The organism is Alkalicoccobacillus gibsonii, from assembly GCF_016798245.1.
In the GTDB taxonomy this organism is placed as follows: domain Bacteria; phylum Bacillota; class Bacilli; order Bacillales; family Bacillaceae_D; genus Alkalicoccobacillus; species Alkalicoccobacillus gibsonii.
In genome coordinates, this window is sequence record NZ_JAEUZA010000002.1 from 576173 (window position 1) to 594534 (window position 18362).

General features: G+C 42.7%; 11 protein-coding genes. 10 read left to right on the plus strand and 1 reads right to left on the minus strand.

Features of this window, described 5'->3' with window-relative positions:
- The first annotated feature begins 268 nt into the window (after nt 1-268).
- The 7 genes from JNO66_RS09655 (at nt 269) to JNO66_RS09685 (ending at nt 3956) form a co-directional block, all read left to right on the plus strand.
- A complete protein-coding gene (locus JNO66_RS09655) occupies nt 269-661 on the plus strand; it encodes a hypothetical protein (protein WP_203088034.1) in 393 nt (130 codons plus the stop codon).
- 32 nt (nt 662-693) lie between these two features.
- Nucleotides 694-915 carry a DUF6366 family protein gene (locus JNO66_RS09660; protein WP_203088035.1) on the plus strand — a complete coding sequence of 74 codons (222 nt, stop codon included), beginning with the start codon at nt 694-696 and terminating at the stop codon, nt 913-915.
- A 119-nt stretch (nt 916-1034) separates the two neighbouring features.
- Entirely contained in the window at nt 1035-1481 is a 447-nt protein-coding gene (locus JNO66_RS09665; protein WP_203088036.1) for a hypothetical protein, read from the plus strand.
- Between the two features lie 38 nt (nt 1482-1519).
- Entirely contained in the window at nt 1520-1831 is a 312-nt protein-coding gene (locus JNO66_RS09670) for a hypothetical protein (RefSeq protein WP_203088037.1), read from the plus strand.
- Nucleotides 1832-1926: 95 nt separating this feature from the next.
- The gene (locus JNO66_RS09675; RefSeq protein ID WP_203088038.1) at nt 1927-2763 is read left to right on the plus strand and encodes a hypothetical protein; all 837 of its coding nucleotides are present in this window, start codon (nt 1927-1929) and stop codon (nt 2761-2763) included.
- Entirely contained in the window at nt 2756-3211 is a 456-nt protein-coding gene (locus JNO66_RS09680) for a GIY-YIG nuclease family protein (protein ID WP_203088039.1), read from the plus strand. Before JNO66_RS09675 ends, JNO66_RS09680 begins: the two co-directional genes overlap by 8 nt.
- Before the next feature lie 175 nt (nt 3212-3386).
- The gene (locus JNO66_RS09685) at nt 3387-3956 is read left to right on the plus strand and encodes a hypothetical protein (protein WP_203088040.1); all 570 of its coding nucleotides are present in this window, start codon (nt 3387-3389) and stop codon (nt 3954-3956) included.
- A gap of 1360 nt (nt 3957-5316) precedes the next feature.
- On the opposite strand, the gene JNO66_RS09690 is transcribed toward JNO66_RS09685, so the two are convergent.
- Nucleotides 5317-6996: a methyl-accepting chemotaxis protein gene (locus JNO66_RS09690; protein WP_203088041.1), complete on the minus strand. Its 1680-nt coding sequence runs from the start codon at nt 6994-6996 to the stop codon at nt 5317-5319.
- A 372-nt stretch (nt 6997-7368) separates the two neighbouring features.
- Between JNO66_RS09690 and JNO66_RS09695 the strand changes: the two genes are divergently transcribed.
- The 3 genes from JNO66_RS09695 to JNO66_RS09705 all read left to right on the plus strand — a co-directional run bounded on the left by JNO66_RS09695 (nt 7369) and on the right by JNO66_RS09705 (nt 18297).
- The gene (locus tag JNO66_RS09695; protein ID WP_203088042.1) at nt 7369-15399 is read left to right on the plus strand and encodes a SpaA isopeptide-forming pilin-related protein; all 8031 of its coding nucleotides are present in this window, start codon (nt 7369-7371) and stop codon (nt 15397-15399) included.
- A 9-nt stretch (nt 15400-15408) separates the two neighbouring features.
- Nucleotides 15409-16008 carry a class D sortase gene (locus JNO66_RS09700; protein ID WP_203088043.1) on the plus strand — a complete coding sequence of 200 codons (600 nt, stop codon included), beginning with the start codon at nt 15409-15411 and terminating at the stop codon, nt 16006-16008.
- Nucleotides 16009-17013: 1005 nt separating this feature from the next.
- A complete protein-coding gene (locus JNO66_RS09705) occupies nt 17014-18297 on the plus strand; it encodes an extracellular solute-binding protein (RefSeq protein ID WP_246483224.1) in 1284 nt (427 codons plus the stop codon).
- Nucleotides 18298-18362 lie beyond the last annotated feature (65 nt).

Genomic DNA, 18362 nt, shown 5'->3' on the forward strand with positions numbered 1-18362 from the left:
ATCTTGGTAATTGAATCAGGCACATTTTTAAGCATGATATTTAAAGAGGATAGGTAAGCATATCTCTTAGTAGGAGTGTGCTTATTTTTAACTTGTTTAGTATTGGACTTTATAAGAATTAAGACATTTAAATTCTGAACATTCTTATATCTTGAAAGCTAAATGTTTGTTACAATATATGTATAGTAAGATACAAGCTTCCACTATATAACTACTCATGATTGGTAACGATTGTAAGCGGGTATGGGATTATATGGGAGGTGCTTATGTGAAAGAAAAGTTGAAATACCTACTTGGTGCAATTCTATTATGTAGCATACTAACAGCATGTAGTGTGTCGAATGAGGAGCGGGCGATTGGCACCTGGCAGGTCGTGTCTGATGGTGAGAAGATGGATTCTTTTTTAGTCATAGCTGAAGATCAGACGGTGACAATCGATGAAGGAATTGGGCCAGGTAGAAGTGGCACGGAGGAGTATCGGATCATAGACACGGCTGATGACACGTTTACTCTTGAGATTGCACATCCAAGAAACGAATCCTATCATCCGATTCTTGAAGGTACTTTTGATGACAATGATACAATAATTATTGGTGACAATCAGGGAGATACACTGATAAGAGTAGATAGTATTGAAGAGGCACGTGCAGAGTTGGATTAAGCGGCTAGTAGACAAAAGAAGGTGGTTATTCTATGGCATACCAAGAGAAAGAAACACCAGAAGAAAAAAGAGAGCGCCTTCGGTTTGAGGAACAGAAGCGGAATCCAGGTGGAAACTTTAGTGACGGAGTGAACCGGAACTATGGTGGTGGCCTTGCTGATTTAGGGTGGAAAGGTGTGTTAGGTTTACTCATTTTGCTTATTGGTGGCTATATTGGATACTGTCTTTATGTTTTAGGGTACTTTCCGTGGTGAAGAGCGATCTCAGTTAGTGAGGTGGCTTTTTATTTTTATACAGAATAAGGTAATTAAGGAGATTCATAACGATTGTCAGGGGGTATGGGGGTAGTAAGACGATCTTAGGGGCGTGTTGTATGAGAAAGAGATGGAGCTCAATACTTGGTGGTGTGTTCATCATGAGCGTACTAACAGCTTGTGGTGTGGATCATGAGGAGCAGATTATTGGATCCTGGCAATCTGTTTCCGATGGAGAGAAACAGAACCGGTACTTAACCTTTACTGACGATCAAACGGTTAGTCTGGTACATAAAGTACCGGATTCGGAAAGCCAGGAAGGCTATCAGATTAGAGATACAGACGAGGGCTTTGAGCTAGAGATCGATGTCTCAGGTGAGGAAAGTTCATTTGTTTTGAAGCTTCTAGATCCATCTGAAGGGGACTTTAATGGAGTGTTTGAAGCCTATTTTGAAGATGAGGATACGATCGTTATTGGGTCAGAAGGCGATGAAATCACGGACTCACTCATTCGAATTGATCGCATAGATGAAGCGCACGGAGAGTGGATGCGAGACAAACAGTAGGTTGAGAATGATACAACAAATCGTTTGGGGTGGTTTAATTGGGACAAGAGATGGTAGAGAGAAGGAAGGATCGTTATTTGTTTGTGGAGGGTTGGCTGTGGTTTGGGATCGTTGTTATGTATGCAGTCTATGCGACTGTGTCTGCTTTAAATAGCTGGGATGACTTTCATGCAAATACAACCTATACTGTAGTCTCTTATTTGTTTCGAGGGCTATTCTCCATTGCTCTGTTGATTAAAGTGATAAAGATGAGAGAGTTTAAGAAGACGATTCGCTTTTATGTTTATCTGGGATTGCTTGTGGTGACGTTGGTGGTGTTCTTTTTTCCTTTTCAGATGTTTTATGAGTAAAGTCAGGAACTTCTTTCGGAAGCGCCTGACTCTTTTTTTGTTGAACGAATGTATAAATTAACCATTTTTACAAAAGCTACGCTCAGGTGATAAATATGAATAGTAAGATAACGGCTACACAGGAAGGATTCCTCAAACAATTAGTGGAGTTCCATAAGGATTGCTGTGAAACGATTGATTGGCAGCAGAAGGCGTTAAAGCCATTTCAACAGGGACAGATGGGACCCGGTGAGGCGGAATGGGCGATGAAACTTCAAGCCTATAGGCCGGCATTCTTTGAAAAAGTACTTGGACTTCATAAGGTGAAGTCGATGTATTGGAAACATAAAAAGGGACAAGCAGGTAAAATAGATCAAAAGCTTTACCTTGAGTGGGAGACAAATCTTCCATTTGTTCAGCAAGTCGTGAATGGTGACTTGGACGTGTGGCGAGGTGTTGTGAGGGATTATGCAACATTTCATCAGAATGTTTCAATTGCTAGGGCCTATAGCTTCCATACATATGATGCAGAAACAGTGGAGTGTGACATCTTTCTCCATCCGATAGACGAAATGATTCCAGCTAAACTCGAATATACAACGAAGCGAGGACACATTCGCTATCGAGATTTTCCTAAAACGCATCGAATTGAGCTCTATGAATCGTATGTTTATAGCTGTTTGGTACGAGTGGCGAGAGAGTTGTTTGCAGTCCTGCCATGTGAAACCATTTATTTAAATGGACTTTTGAGCACAGGAGAAAATCATTATCCTGTGATTTCCACCATTTTTGAGCGTCAAAGCTTAAAGGCAAGAGGGACAAGCCCTAGTCGAGTGATCAAAGCGCAGCGGCATTTTGTTACACACAAAAAGAGGACAGGCTTTCACCAGATTAATAGAGTTTACTCGCCATGTGTGATGAATCAACAGGTTGAGGTGGGAATGCATGAGTGAGATGATGGAATTTGTTGCGGTGGCAGTAGCTTGCTTTTTCATTTGGAAAGGCTGTACGCATTTCGTTTCTCGCTATAAAAAGGACAAGCCTCCCGTACAAGAATGGCATGATCTTGGACTTATTCGCGAGCGGTATGACTCTCAAAGTACGGATGCGGGGTATATTTATTTTGTTAGGGATTCTAGCAGTGATCTAATTAAGGTCGGTAAAGCGATCGATGTCGAGAAGCGAATCCGAAATAACTTTGGCACGATCATGCCAGGAACCATCACTCTCATCCATACATTGCAGAGCAAGAACTATCATAGAACAGAAACACTCTTTCACCAGTATTGGTCGGAAAAACGAGTAAAAGGAGAATGGTTCGAACTAAGTTCTGATGATATTCGCTGGATCAAACGAGCGGTGTATCCACGGGATATTGTCGATTCGATAAAAGGATATTAAAAATGAGATAAGCACATTCCTCTGTGGGAGTGTGCTTTTTTATGTTGCTTTCGTATTAATGAATGAATAGCTATGAGGGCAATTGAAAGTGAACTTAACATTTTTGACTCAGATATTAACAATTAATTGGTTCATTTATCAATAAAAGGGTAGAGGGAGTGAAAGGAGGAGTTTGATGAAACAGGTGTGTGGGGTTGTACTACTATCGATTTTATTGATTGGTTGTAGTGGGAAGAGTCTTGATGAGTTTGAGGAAGAGTTTGCTATAGACTTTTACACTGAAGACATTGAGGATCGAGTTGCCAATTTAAATGAGAACCAGATTGAGGGACTACTTGCTTATATTGAAGAGTACCAGGCAGAGGGCATTTCTGATTTTGATGTGCTACACCACTCCGATGGGGAGGAGGGTGATTTTTTTGGCATTCTACTTAAAGAACCGGATAAGGACCTCCCTGATTATGAGCTTTATCGAATGATCCGTTTTGATGTTGACCCTTCAGATGACGACTTTGAACCCGTTCGAGTCACTTCAGGATTAAATGGAGGCGGTGGAGTTGCGTGGGTGGAGTTAGTTGAACCCACTGTACGAAATTCAGATGGTCTCATAACGATTTCGAGTATTGGCCAATGGCAAGCAGAGTTTATTTATCAAGGGGAGATGGTGATGTTTGACGCTGACGATATTTGGACCGTTCAATTTACAGAGGAGGAACTGCGAGCGATGGAGCCGGTTGGGGACTAGAATAGATCGGTGAGGCGGGAGATCTTCTGTTACAATTGAAGGAAATGATTTAGTGTGGGGTGGACAGATATGTTAAATAAACAGTGCTTAGTTGGCGCTGCTTTTCTGGTAAGTGGATTAGTTTTTATGATATTTGATTTCTACGTAATTGCATTGTTACTCCTTCTCTGTTCCACTGTTATTTTAAGCTTTATGTTATATAAGCGAATCCAAGGCTCAGCAATGAAAATAGCTTTTGGTACAACTCAATTTTTGACGATAGTGAGTATGGCGGTGTTTTTATTAATGAATTTTATATAATGTGTAAGTAGAGCTTTTATGGAAGGAGAGGTTACAGTCCGCATATCAACGTTTTTCACACAGCTTGTAATAATCATATTTGTTTATTTTGTTATGCTGGCATTAGGAAGTCTACTGCAGAAGGACTTTGTCATACCTGTCACTTTCACCAGTGATGGCATGTCCATTCAATTTTTCGGATTCGTCCTTTGCCTACTTTTGTCTAATCTCATATATTTCTTTGTTTTCGTTCCTCTTAGTAATCTTTCAAAGGGCGAACGTTCACACGACAGCGATTCGGGATAGAGAGGAATCGACTCGGATGGAATGGGGAATCGATATACTGAACTGGCGTGGATTGGAAATTCCGCGTCTTTTTTGTTGTGCGGGAATTCGTTTTGAGAAAAGTAAAGGATGATAGCAAGAAGAAGCGGGAGGATACATCGGGATTGAGGGGAAATACATCGAGGAAAAGGTGGATACATCGGGATTGAGGGGAAATACATCGAGGAAAAGGTGGATACATCGGAGTTGAGGGGAAATACATCGAGGAAAAGGTGAATACATCGGAGTTGAGGATAAATACATCGAGGAAAAGGTGGATACATCGGAGTTGAGGGGAAATACATCGAGGAAAAGGTGAATACATCGGATTGAGAGGAAATACATCGAAGAAAACCCAAATACATCGGTTCAGCGGAAAATACATCGGGAAAAGATCAAATACATCGGTTCAGCGGAAAATACATAAGGAAAAGATCAGATACATCGGTTCAACAGAAAATACATCGAGAAAAACCTGAATACATCGGTTCAACGGAAAATATATCGAGAAGCCCAGACCCTGATTTCCGAGCTCATTTAAGGCAAAGTCGCGCACTATCGAAGGACCTCGCGCCAACTTACACCAAAGTCGTGCACTATCGAAGGACCTCGCGCCAACTTACACCAAAGTCGCGCACTATCGAAGGACCTCGCGCGCACCCAACTCAATCCCGCGCACCCTCCACAGTCCCTGCACAACAAAATCCCCCCACCAACAACGGCAGGAGGACCATCCATCTCAACTTCTTTCTACGCTCTACACCTTAAACCGCGAAATCTCATCTCTCAAATCTCCAGCCAAGTCGGCGAGTCCTTGTGCGGAGGAGGCGACTTCTTCCATGGCAGCGAGCTGCTCTTCGGTGCTTGCAGCGGCGTCTTCGGTGCCGGCGAGCGTGGATTCGGAGGCTTGGTTCATTTGGGTGATGTGGCTTTTTAATTGTGTGGTTTGTTTGGCGATGTCTTCAGCTGAGGCGAAGACGGTTTGGATTTGGTTTGTGACTTTGTCGATAGAGGCGGAGATGGCTTCGAAGGATCGGTCGACGCCTTTAATCATCTGTGTGCCTTTTTCAACTTCACTTGTTCCTTTTTGCATATCGGTCGCAGCTGATTTGGCTTGTTGCTGGATGCCCTTGATCATCGCTTCGATCTTCGTTACGGATTCTTTCGATTGCTCGGCCAAGCTACGTACTTCTCCGGCCACAACGGCAAAGCCTTTGCCACTTTCACCGGCTCTAGCGGCTTCAATGGCTGCGTTTAACGATAATAGGTTGGTTTGATCAGATATGGATGTAATTAATTCTAAAATGGTGCTAATTTCTGTAACTTGCTCATCAAGCTGATTCATTGTCTTAGATGACGATGCGACCGTTTGATTGATGGACTCGATTTGCTGGATGGCTTGTGCAACCGTATCTCGTCCTTCTTTCGAACGCGTGCCCATTTCCTGAGAATCTGCTTTCATTAATTGTGTTGCTTGTGTGATATGCTGTGCTTTTTCTTCCATGAGTGTGGATGCCTTCATACTTTGGCTAGAAAGAGTCACGCTTGTATCGGCTGTATGTGTTAAGGATTGTACCGTATCCGCAATTTGATTCGTTGCGGCTGACGTTTCCTCGGAGCTTGCTGAAAGCTCTTCAGAAGTAGCTGCGACATTTTCTGCAACGCTTCTTGTTTGTCCAATGAGTTGTTGGAGTGAGGCTTTCATTTCGTTAAAAGAGGAACCGAGTAGAGAGAGCTCATCTTTTGTCCTGATCTCAACAGGCGGATTGGAAAGGTCAGCATTTGCAATGAGGTCGGCTTCGCTTACTAGTTGCTTTAATGGTCGGGTAATCGATCTGGCAAGCCACAAAATTAAGCCAATCATTATGAGAGCTGAGAAACTTACAATACTGATCACGAGTATCTGCATGCGTTGGAATTCTGCTTCATTTGCATCAAAGCTTGCTTCCATATTTGCACGACGATTTTCGGCTAGCTCTTGAAAATTACTTGTGACATCCCGCGCGATCATCGTTGTTGAATTGCGCATGATCTCACTGGCAGCTTCCTCGTCACCAGCTTGGTAAACAGGTAGAACTTCATTTTCAATAATATCTAGCCATTGCTCTGATTTCTCAATGGTTGAGAGTAACTGTTCATTTGAAGACAAGGCGACTAATTGCTCCTTCGTCTCAGTAATTCGTTCATTCACCGCATCAAATCGATCTAAAAAGTCAGCCTCTCCAAACATAAAATAGCCTCTGATCAATGCTAAGCGATCATTCATGCTGCTTGCCATTTGTTCTTGAAGCACTACTAATTCAAAGTCTACATTCTGCATCGTCTCCATACGCTTATCCGTTTGAATAAGGGCAACGACCAAATAGACGGATAACCCCACAAATAAAATAAGCATAGCTCCAAATACACTAAATAACTTCCCTCTAATTGTTCTCAACCACCTATCACTCTCTTTCTCATGTTGTTTGATCCGAATGAATTCGAATTATGGAATATATCGGCTTAAAAATGAATAGATTAATTCGGTTCTAAATTTTGAGAGGATGGTCCCGGTTTCGAGGATAATCTGATCAGAATTCGTTCTTTTTTTATGTTTTTCTCGAATGGGTCTATAGTATCGGTCTATAGTGCCTGATTAGTAAGATCTGTAAAATGCGGAGGAAATGTGGAGGAGGTGAGCAAATCGGCTTAGAAATAAAAAATATGTATATGTCTAAACTACTTATTATTACAAGTTCAAAAGTAATGCTACTCTGGTGAATTTTGTGCGATTATAATAGGTCTGAAAACTGAATAAGGAGGAATATTTATGAAGAAAAAAGGGATGATACTCCTACTCGCAATCCTTTTTGTCTTTCAACCGGTACTAGCAAGCTCAGGAATTGCGTTGGCTGAGTCATCAGACAATCAGAACGAGCTTAAGGTCGAAGTTGATTTGGTAAATGGGGATGAGAGTTCATTACAGGAGCAAACCGTCTCAAAAGTTGATGCATTTAAAACACTGATCAAGGTTTCTGGCGAGGCAAGTGAAAGTGATGGAACTGAGCAAGTAGAGGTTCCGCAAGAAGTGACTCTGACAGGAGAAACATCAGGTGATATACATACACAAGATGGAGCCGTCATTGGTGCCTACGAAGTAGTGAACCAGGCGATTGCATTAACCGTTCTCCCTCAAGAGGAAAATGTTGAAGGCGTTGTCAGCTTGGACTCCGAATGGAACCAGGAAAAGGTAGAAGAGCTTAGTGGTGCACAGGAGCTTTCCTTCCGATTGAGTACGGCTGAACAAAAGCTGAACGTTGCATTTGAAGAAGTGGTTGAGGAAGAAGCTGTTGAAGAAGAGGCAACAGAGGACGTAACTGAAGAGCAGTCTGAAGAGGCCGCTGAAGAAGAAGTCGTTGAAGAAGATGTGAAAGAAGAAGAGCAGGAAGAAGCAGCTGAAGAGGAAGTAAAAGAAGAAGAACAGGAAGAAGCAGCTGAAGAGGAAGTAAAAGAGGAAGAGCAGGAAGAAGCGGCTGAAGAAGAAGTAAAAGAGGAAGAACAGGAAGAATCAGCTGAAGAGGAAGTAAAGGAAGAAGAGCAGGAAGAAGCAGCTGAAGAAGAAGTAACGGAAGAAGCTGGAGAAGAAGTGTCAGCTGAAGCAACAAAGGAAGAACAAGGGTCAGAAGAGGCTGAAGACGAAGAAGTTTCGATCTCAGCTGTTGTAACTGAAATCACTGAAAATATTATCACAAACGTTGAGCTGAAAAATGCTGATGGAGAACCAATCCATCGTGATGAAAACCCAGACTACCGTCCAGTACGCGGAAGTGTAGCGAACATCTATATGGACTGGGCATTGCCAAACGGACATGGCTATGCGAGCGGGTCTACCTTCACATTTAAATTGCCAGAAGAGTTTGAAGTCTTTAACGAAGTGTCGGGTAACTTAGACTTCGATGGCGATAGTGTAGGGACGTTCACATTGGCGATGGATAACACAGTCGTTGTGACATTTAATGAATCCATTGAACAATTATCAAATATAAAAGGTACATTGTATTTCCAAACAAAAATCAAGGAAAAGCTTGAAGGTACAGTGGAACGCGAGATCGTTTTTAAGATCTTTGAAGAAGTCATTGCAAAATTCCCTGTTTTAATCGGAACGCCTGGTGGAGCAGAGATTGATAAAAAAGGTGTGGCAGATCGAGCGTACAATGCACAAAGTATTCGCTGGACCGTTGATTTTAATAAGTCGATGTCCACTCTACAAAATGCCGTTTTGAAGGATTTCTTGGAAGATAATCTAGCACTCTCACCTGGTACAGTGAAAGTTTACAAGTTAAATGTGAACGTAGATGGCAGTGTGAATCAGGGAGAAGAGCTGGATGCAAGTAAGTATTCGGTGAACGAAGACACATTTGAGATTACGTTTAAGGAAGAGCTGAAGCATGCGTATCGAGTGGTGTATGACACGGCGATTACAGATAACGAAGCGACGTCTTACAAAAATAATGTTGTCTTAACAAGCTCGAATCAAAATGATTTGAAGGCACAGGCGACGGTAGGGACTAAACGTGGTCAACCACTTGAGAAGCGCAGCGCAAACTACAATCCGAATACTCAAACGATCACATGGGAGATTAAATACAACTACAATGAGCGCATCATTTCTCAAGCAGATGCCTTATTGAAGGATGAATTTTCAACCACTCATGGACTAATTGAAGACACGATTAAAGTGGAACAGATCGAGATTGATGCGGATGGCCGTGAGTCTGTTAAGAAAGTAGCTTCAAACTATACCGTTACACCTAAAGGAAATGGATTCGATCTACAGTTTACAGAGGATATTAACCAAGCCTACAAAATCACTTATCAGACAAAATCAAATGATCGAGTTATTGATAGTGGAAATATCCATAACAAAGTAACGGTAGGAGACAAATCTAAGGATTCGAATCAAGGGATTAACCATGTTGTTATTAACAAGTGGAATAACAATGTTGATTACAAAAATAAAACTGCCAATTGGCACGTGAGTATTAACCGCGATTCACACAAAATGAATGAAGTGACCATTCAAGATGTATTTGATCACAAAGGGTTAACTCTTCATGAAGATACGTTTACAGTGAAGAATGTAAAAACAGGTAAAACCCTTAAAAAAGGTGACGACTACACATTGACCGTCAATGAGGATAATGGATACACTCTTAGCTTTAAAGAATCAATTGAAGATCAGCATGACATTTCGTATATTACAGATTTCCGCTACGAGCTGTTAAAGGAAGGAACAAACCATTTTAAAAATACGGCTAAAGTAAGCTGGAAAAATGATAAGGGTGTCTCATTTGAGAAAGAAGCTTCATCCACTATATGGCCAGATGAGTACACCAGAAACAACGGATTTAAGAATGGTCAATACAATGCACAAACAAAAGAAATTACATGGAATATCGGTGTGAACTACGATTTACGTAAGCAGAATAACATCGTGGTCACAGATGAAATTCAAGGGAACCAGCAGCTTTTAACAGATTCAATTAAAGTGTATCAATTGGAGCTTGAAGGCTGGTGGAATGGAGCGAAAAAAGGTAGAGAGCTTCAAGTAGGTAAAGATTACGAAATCTCAGTGAGTAACCAGAAGTTTGTTGTTACCTTTAAGGGAGAGCAAACGGGAGCTTACTGGATTGAGTACAAAACAGATTTGAAAGATCAATTAATCAAGAACACATATGACAACCGTGCTGTTGTCACGAGTGATAACGGGAAAGCAGTTAACCTAGATGCTCGTGTAAGTGTTAACCATGGTGGAAGCTACGTCAATAAGACGGGCGCACAAAGTGGAAAGGTCATCAATTGGAAGATTGATATTAACTTTGCGCAGTCCACGGTTTCTAATGCGGTGGTAAATGACGAGCAAGGAAGCAATCAGATTTTACTAGAGGATTCCTTTAAGCTGTATTCAACGAATGTAGCGACAAATGGAAACGTCTCAAAAGGGGCTTTGCTTGAAAAAGGTAAGGACTATGAGCTTACGATTGAAACAAAAGAGGATGGATCTCAACGCTTTGATCTATCATTTAAAAACCAAATTACTTCGGCTTACATCTTAGAGTATCAGTCTTACATTAACGCTGATAATGGTGAGACCATTACGAATAAAGCGAAGTTTAATGGTGAGAAGATCACAACGGAAACTGTTGAATCTAGCAAAAGCATTAAAGTACAAATCACGACAGGTGGCGGTACGGGAAGTGGAGAACGTGGCAGCCTTGAAGTGAAGAAGGTTGACGCTGAGACTGGAGATACATTATCCGGGGCCAAGTTCACGCTTTACGATAGTGAGGGACGTATCGCAATCCGTAGCGTTGTAACGGACGAAGACGGAATTGCACGCTTCACAAATCTTCGTTATGACAATTACATTTTACTTGAGGAGCAAGCACCTGAAGGCTATGTGATTGGCATTCAAGATCAAGAGGTCGTGAAGATCGACGGCCACAAGAAGCTTACCGTTGAAAACAAGAAGATTACAAGACATGTAGAGTTAAAGAAAGTAGACCAAGAGACAAAAGAAAAGCTAGATGGGGCAGAGTTTACCCTAGAGCACAGAGATGAAGGCTCATGGAAAGTAGTAGCTGAAGGGCTTAAGGTAGAAAACGGAACGCTACGCTACGAGGATCTTGAAGTAGGTGACTACCGTTTTATCGAAACCAAAGCACCAACCGGCTACATTTTAAATGAGGATCCAGTTGAGTTTAGAATTGATGATTTCCAAACAGAAGTGGTTAAGGTTCAGAAAACCAACGAAGTTCTAAAAGGTTCCGCAAAAATGAAGAAGGTCGATTCAGTGACTGGCGAAGGACTAGAAGGAGCGGTCTTTAAGCTCGTTACAAAAGACGGTCAAGTGGTACAGGAGAATGTAAAGTCTAACGTTGATGGTATCGTTGAGCTGACAAATCTTCGTCCAGGCAACTATCAATTGATTGAAACACAAGCACCACAACACTATCAGCTTGATGCCACACCAATTGACTTTACGGTAAAAGCTGGAGAAACAAAAACACTTAAGCTACCTGATAAGAAGAACACACTCGTTACAGGAAGTGTGAAAATCAAGAAGGTGGATGGAGACGACAAGACGCCTCTTGCCGGAGCGGTCTTTAAGCTAGTGGATGAAAATGGAGATACGGTACGTGAAGGTCTTGAGACCAACGCAGCCGGACACCTTGAAATTACAGGTCTTGCACCAGGGAAATACGAGCTGGTTGAAACGCAAGCACCTGCAAATTATGAGAAGTTGAAAGACCCGATTGCGTTTGAAATTAAACCAAGTCACAAAACGAAGATTCAGTTTGAGACAAAAGTGAAGAACTACCTGACACCAGGATCCGTATTACTTGAAAAAGTGGATAACAAGGATGGTACAGCACTTGCAGGAGCTGTATTTAGCCTCTACACAAGTAATGGAGAGGAGCTTCAAACTGAGCTTGTTACGAATGAAAACGGGCAGCTTGAGGTTCATGATCTAAAGCCTGGGGATTATTATTTTGTTGAAACGAGTGCACCTGACTTTTACCTAGAGAACAGTGAGCACATTCCGTTTACAATCGATCGTGGGCAAGTGAAAATCGAAGTTGTTCCAGTAACTAACACATTAAAACCAGGCTCCGTTGCCTTAGTGAAGGTCGATGCGGATGATGAAACCGTTGTGTTAGCTGGAGCTGAATTTAAGCTTGTAAATGCGGATGACGAGATCGTTAAGCAGGATCTTGTGACGGATGAGAACGGTCGGATTGTGGTTGGAGATCTTCCGCCGGGTACCTACTATTTTGTAGAGACAAAGGCACCGACTGATTATGAGTTAGATGCAACGAAGATTGAAGTGAAGGTTGAAAAAGGTCAGCAGGATGTAGCTGCAGTAACGGCTGAAAATAAGTTGAAGACTGGATCTGTTGTTCTTGAAAAAGAAGACGATGGATCAGGTGAAAAATTGAAGGATGCAGAGTTCCGTTTAGAAACATCAGATGGAAAAGTGATTGAAAAGTCATTGATCACAGATAGCAATGGTCGAATCGTTGTAGAAGGTCTGAAGCCAGGATCGTATCAGTTTGTAGAGATCAAGGCACCAGCTGACTATGTACTGAGTGATGAGCCATATCCATTTGAGATTACAAAGAGTCAAGAAGAAGTGAGAGTGGTCAAAGCAACAAACACGCTTGTTCCAGGATCGGTTGAATTGATCAAAGTGAACAAACATGATTCAAGCGAGACACTCGCTGGAGCCGAATTTAGCTTGTTTGATGCAGAAGGTACACAAGTACAAGAAAATCTTGTGACAAACGAGGAAGGCAAACTAGTTGTGGAAGGTCTTGCACCAGGAAGCTACTACTTTGTAGAAACAGCAGCACCAACGGATTTTGAATTAGATGCTACTCCAATTCCGTTTGAAATTAAACGTAGTGAGAAAACAACGATTGAAAAAGTGCCGGTCACCAATGAGCTGATTCGCGGTCAGGTGTCATTAGTGAAAACCGACAGTCTCGATACTTCTATCGTCCTTCCTGGAGCGGTTTTTGAGCTTCAAGATGAAAATGGGGCTATAGTCGCTACAGAAGTAACAAATGAAGAAGGCGTCGTCACCTTCGCAAATGTATTACCAGGTGAGTACGTGGTGGTGGAAATCGAAGCACCGTTTGGCTATGAGCTGGATGCAAAGCCAATTCCAGTAACAGTTGAGCGCAGTCAAGCTGAGGTACCGACGCTTGCGAAGGAGAACACATTAACACCAGGGTCATTTACATTATCTAAAGTAGATTCTGTTGATAAGTCGCTGACACTTGTTGGGGCAGAATTCAAGCTACTTGATGAGTCAGGTGAAGAGCTACAAACAGGTCTCACAACCGATGAATTTGGTCAGTTAACGATTGAGAACCTACCTCCGGGTGATTATCAATTAGTTGAAACTAAAGCACCAACGAATTATGTCTTAGACGAAACACCAATCATTTTTACGATTGAAAAAGGCCAGCAAACCGTGGCTGAAAAGACATTTACCAATACGCTTGCGCCTGGTTCTGTTGCGCTTGTGAAGGTAGATGCTGATAATCCAGAAGTAACACTGGCTGGAGCAGAATTTACGTTAGAAAATGCTGAGCGCGAGACGATTCATGAAAATCTAGTAACAAATGAGTTTGGTCGCATCGTGGTGGATGACCTTGTTCCGGGTACGTACTATTTTGTGGAAACGAAAGCACCTGAGCACTATGTGCTAGAAGAAGCAGAATATGAAGTGGTTGTGGAAAAAGGTCAAGAAGAAGCGGTTGTTATCACAGCTGAGAACACACTGGCGAGTGGCGGCGTTGTCCTTGAAAAAGTAGATAGCGTGGATGGTTCAGTACTTGAGGGAGCAGAGTTCCGTTTGGAAACATCTGAAGGAGATGTGGTCATTGAATCACTAACAACAGATGAGAACGGACGCATCGCCGTAAGTGATTTGAAGCCAGGCAGCTATCAATTTGTTGAAATTGGATCCCCAGTCGGGTATGTACTTGATGAAGAACCAATTGCTTTTGAAGTTGTGAAAAGCCAGAATGCTGCACTCGTGTTGCAAGCAGAAAATACACTTACTCCAGGATCATTTGTATTGGAGAAGGTAGATTCGGTTGATCCTAGCGTAACGCTTGCAGGCGCTGAATTTACATTGTTTGATGGAGATGGTGAAGAGCTTGAAACAGGCTTAGTGACAGATGAAAATGGTCAGCTTAAGCTTGATCAGCTTGCACCAGGAAGCTATCAACTAGTCGAAACCAAAGCACCAGAGAACTATGAACTAGACGAAACACCAATCACATTTACAATCGAAAAGAACCAGCAAACCATTGTAGAAAAGACATTTTTAAATACACTACAACCAGGAACAGTAAAGATTGTAAAAGTGGATGAGGACGACGAAGAGCGCACACTAGAAGGAGCGATTTTCCGTTTAGAATATGCTGATGGAACCATCATCAAGGGCGATCTTCAAACGGATGAAAAGGGAGAATTCCAAGAACAACTCGCACCAGGAACCTATGTGTTAATCGAAACACAAGCACCAACAGGTTACGAGCTAGACCCAACTCCTCATGTCATTGAGGTTGGGGTGGGCAGCACTGAAGTGATTGAACGCATCATTACAAATGCACGTACACCAGAAGTACCAGAAGAACCTTGCGTTCCGGGAGAACCGGGTAATCCGGGAGAACCAGGGGAGCCGGGAGAACCAGGGGAGCCAGGAGAACCGGGAGAACCAGGAGAGCCGGGTAATCCAGGAAAACCGTGTGAACCAGGAGAGCCAGGAGAGCCGGGAGAACCGGGAGAGCCAGGAGAACCGGGAGAGCCAGGAGAACCGGGAGAGCCAGGAGAGCCAGGAGAGCCAGGAGAGCCAGGTAGCCCAGGAGAGCCAGGGGAACCGGGAGAACCGGGAGAACCAGGGGAGCCAGGAGAGCCGGGTAGCCCAGGGGAGCCAGGAGAACCAGGGGAGCCAGGTAGCCCAGGAGAACCAGGGGAGCCGGGAGAACCGGGAGAGCCAGGTAGCCCAGGGACACCGGGAACGCCAGGAACACCTGGAGAACCTACGAACCCACCAGCTCCATCAAATAATACAGGGAACAACGGTCAGAATAACATCGTTCCTGTAGTGAACGGTCCGAAGTCAGGAGCAGCCACTCCTGTATCAGGGTCAAAAGCAGGTACACTTCCTCAAACGGGAGAGCAAGCTTACATCATGTATCTTTTTGCAGGAATGTTGCTGATCCTAATTGGAGCAGGAGTCATGATTCAAAGCAAACGTTCAAGAAAAGTAACCGGAAAGTAGGGAACTATCTTGAGAAAAGGAAAGTCCTTGATTGGATTGGCCCTCATCGTAGTGGGAATGGTGTTTGTCTCCATTCCTCTCTACCATGAGTGGCAGCAAACAAAGGGTGTATCGGCACTTGAAGGGGCACTTGCCTCGCTAGAAGTGGATCTGTTACATGGCTCAAGCCAGGAACTCACTACGGAGTGGACACAGGAAGAATTAGAAGAGGTTAAGACATTAGAGATTCCTTCCATTGAACTCGAGCAATATGTGCTCGGGGAAACAACAGAAGAGAACCTTGCCCTTGCACTAACTCAAATTAATCCAAATCAAGCACCAGAAGACGGAAACTTCAGCATTGCCGGACACAGAGGGTATCGGGGCGATCGTCATTTCAGACAACTATCAAACGTTAGCGATGGCGATGAAGTTCGTCTAACTGCTGACGGAAAAACGTATGTGTATGAAGTGAACAGCATTTCGATTGTGGAACCGACTCAAACAGACGTGCTGGATGATTCAGAGGACCCAGAAATTACACTGATTACATGCACATTGTCAGGAGAGCAGCGGTTAATTGTGAAGGGTGTGCTAGTGGAGATTATTGAGGAAGCGCAAGCTGCATAAGGGAAACAGAAACCAGCCTCTGTTGAGTAGGCTGGTTTTTCTGTGTGGAAGTGCCCAATTTTATTTAAATAAGTTTGACCGGCTCAGTGACCTGATCCGAGCGAACACGCCGGGCTGTTCGGATGAGCATTCGATCATTTTTGTACATAAACCCATTATCAATGGCAAAGTGGATAATTCGATGCGGGGTTTCAAGATAAGTAGTTGACTTAAAATAATATTTACTTCCATTAGTGAATGTTAAACGATAATAAAAAATAGTGGTTCATCTCCTTAAAAAAACAGTGAATCTAATTATTAAGATAAAGTAAGGTTAAATTTGGTTTCATCTGTAAGAATGTGTGGGCACTTCCACGAAAAGTATAACGAAAGCATCATGACGAATGAAAGGTATTTTAAGATCTGGTCTTAAAAGTGCATCCTAAGTCTGACATGACACTTACGTAGAGTAAGATGGTTGCGATTACAATAATCTATTTATTTGTTAAATAAACGTTTGTTTAACGAGGGAATCATGGAGAGTGCTTACAAAATAGGAATAGGGAAAGCCTTAGCTAGGAAGTAGATTAATGGCTTTTTATGAAAGAAGCGTGAAGCTACACCATTTTTCCGGTAAAGTAGAGCCCGAGATCCATGCGATGGAGGAGGGATCCATGTGGTAGAGCATAAGATCCATGCGATGGAGGAGGGATCCATGTGGTAGAGCATAAGATCCATGCGATGGAGGAGGGATCGATGTGATAGGGCTCAAGATCCATGCGATGGAGCACAGATTGATGTAATAGAGCCCGAGATCCATGCGATGGAGGAAGGATAGATGTGATAGGGCCCGAGATCCATACGGTATATGAGGTGCAGGTGCACAAAACAAAAGCACAACGCCTCCCTAATCAACACCCACCTCCATAAATAATCAGATATAATGTTAAATCTCTAGTCTTTTTAAATCAGAGAAACCTGTCATACTATTTTTGAAAGCGATTTCATTAAGAGGGGGAATAGAGCTTGAAAAAATATGTGTATGTTGGAATGGCTGTGTGTGCTTCTACTTTACTTGCTGCTTGTGGGGACAATAATGAAGAAGCGAGCGGGACGAATAATAGTGATGTGGTTGAGCTTAGTTTTTGGGCGTCTGCCAATCCGGATCGAGATGATTTTAAGCTAACGATGGATCGTGTGGAGCAGTTTAATAATGAGCATGATGATATTCAATTAAACATAGAGACAACACCTCACGCGGATTACCGCACGCGATTAAATACTCAGGCGGCTGGGGGGCAGCTTCCAGACATTTTCCAGGTTTGGCCAGGTACGGAGCTTGAGCCACTTGTTGATGGAAACGCGGTTGGATCCATTAATAACATTTTAGATAACTGGACAGGGAACGGATTGTTAGACGAAGAGGCGATTGCTGACTTTACGTTTGATGGTGAAACCTATGCGATTCCATCTGTTCAGAATCCAACAAGCTTTGTTTACTACAATGTAGATATGCTAAATGACTTAGGCTATGACGAGTTCCCCACCACGTATGATGAGTTTAAGGAGCTAATCAGTGATTTAAAAGAGGATGAGGTGACTCCGATTGCTTTAGGAAATTCTGCCTCTTGGGTATTACAATCCGTCTATATTTCAACGATTGCTGACAGGTTTACAGGTAACGATTTTATTCCTCAAGTACTTGCAGGAGAAAAATCCTTTACGGATGATGAATTTGTTGAAGCACTTGGCGTAATTGATGAGTTAGTGGATATTGGGGCATTTAACGAAGATCTGAACACGATTGATGATAATCAGATGATTGAGTACTTTTTGCAGGAACGTTCTGCGATGGTGATTGATGGGAACTGGGGAGCGATCAGTATCCTAACGAATAAGCCAGAAGACATGAATGTTGGTATTGCTCCATTTCCTTTAGGTGATACGGCAACGATTTCTACAGTCTATGGAAATGCTTGGTCGTTAAATGCAGACTTAGAAGGGGAGAAACGCGAGGCGGCCGAAACCTTTTTACAATGGATGTTCAGTGAAGATTTCTACCAAGAATTAATTGGTGTGAACCGAGTAGTTGCAGCAGATGTAGAAATGCCAGGTGATGCAGAGCTAGAGCCTCTATTCCTTGATATGCTAGAGCTTTCAAGACAATCACCACCGGCTCCTGTATACGATGCAGTTCTACCTCAAGCTGTGAATAATGTTCTCCAAAATGAACTACAAGCGATTACGATTGGACGCTCTACACCAGAGGAAGCCGCACAAAATATTCAAAATGCTGTAAACACACAATAATGCTATAGTAATGAATAAGGCAGGGCATTCTTTCAGAGAAATGCACTGCTTTTTTCACTACTTCA

Bases quoted from the DNA above. Each gene is read 5' to 3' on its own strand.
- JNO66_RS09660 (WP_203088035.1), top strand. From the start codon at position 694: ATGGCATACCAAGAGAAAGAAACACCAGAAGAAAAAAGAGAGCGCCTT.
- JNO66_RS09675 (WP_203088038.1), top strand. From the start codon at position 1,927: ATGAATAGTAAGATAACGGCTACACAGGAAGGATTCCTCAAACAATTA.
- JNO66_RS09680 (WP_203088039.1), top strand. From the start codon at position 2,756: ATGAGTGAGATGATGGAATTTGTTGCGGTGGCAGTAGCTTGCTTTTTC.
- JNO66_RS09685 (WP_203088040.1), top strand. From the start codon at position 3,387: ATGAAACAGGTGTGTGGGGTTGTACTACTATCGATTTTATTGATTGGT.
- JNO66_RS09695 (WP_203088042.1), top strand. From the start codon at position 7,369: ATGAAGAAAAAAGGGATGATACTCCTACTCGCAATCCTTTTTGTCTTT.
- JNO66_RS09665 (WP_203088036.1), top strand. From the start codon at position 1,035: ATGAGAAAGAGATGGAGCTCAATACTTGGTGGTGTGTTCATCATGAGC.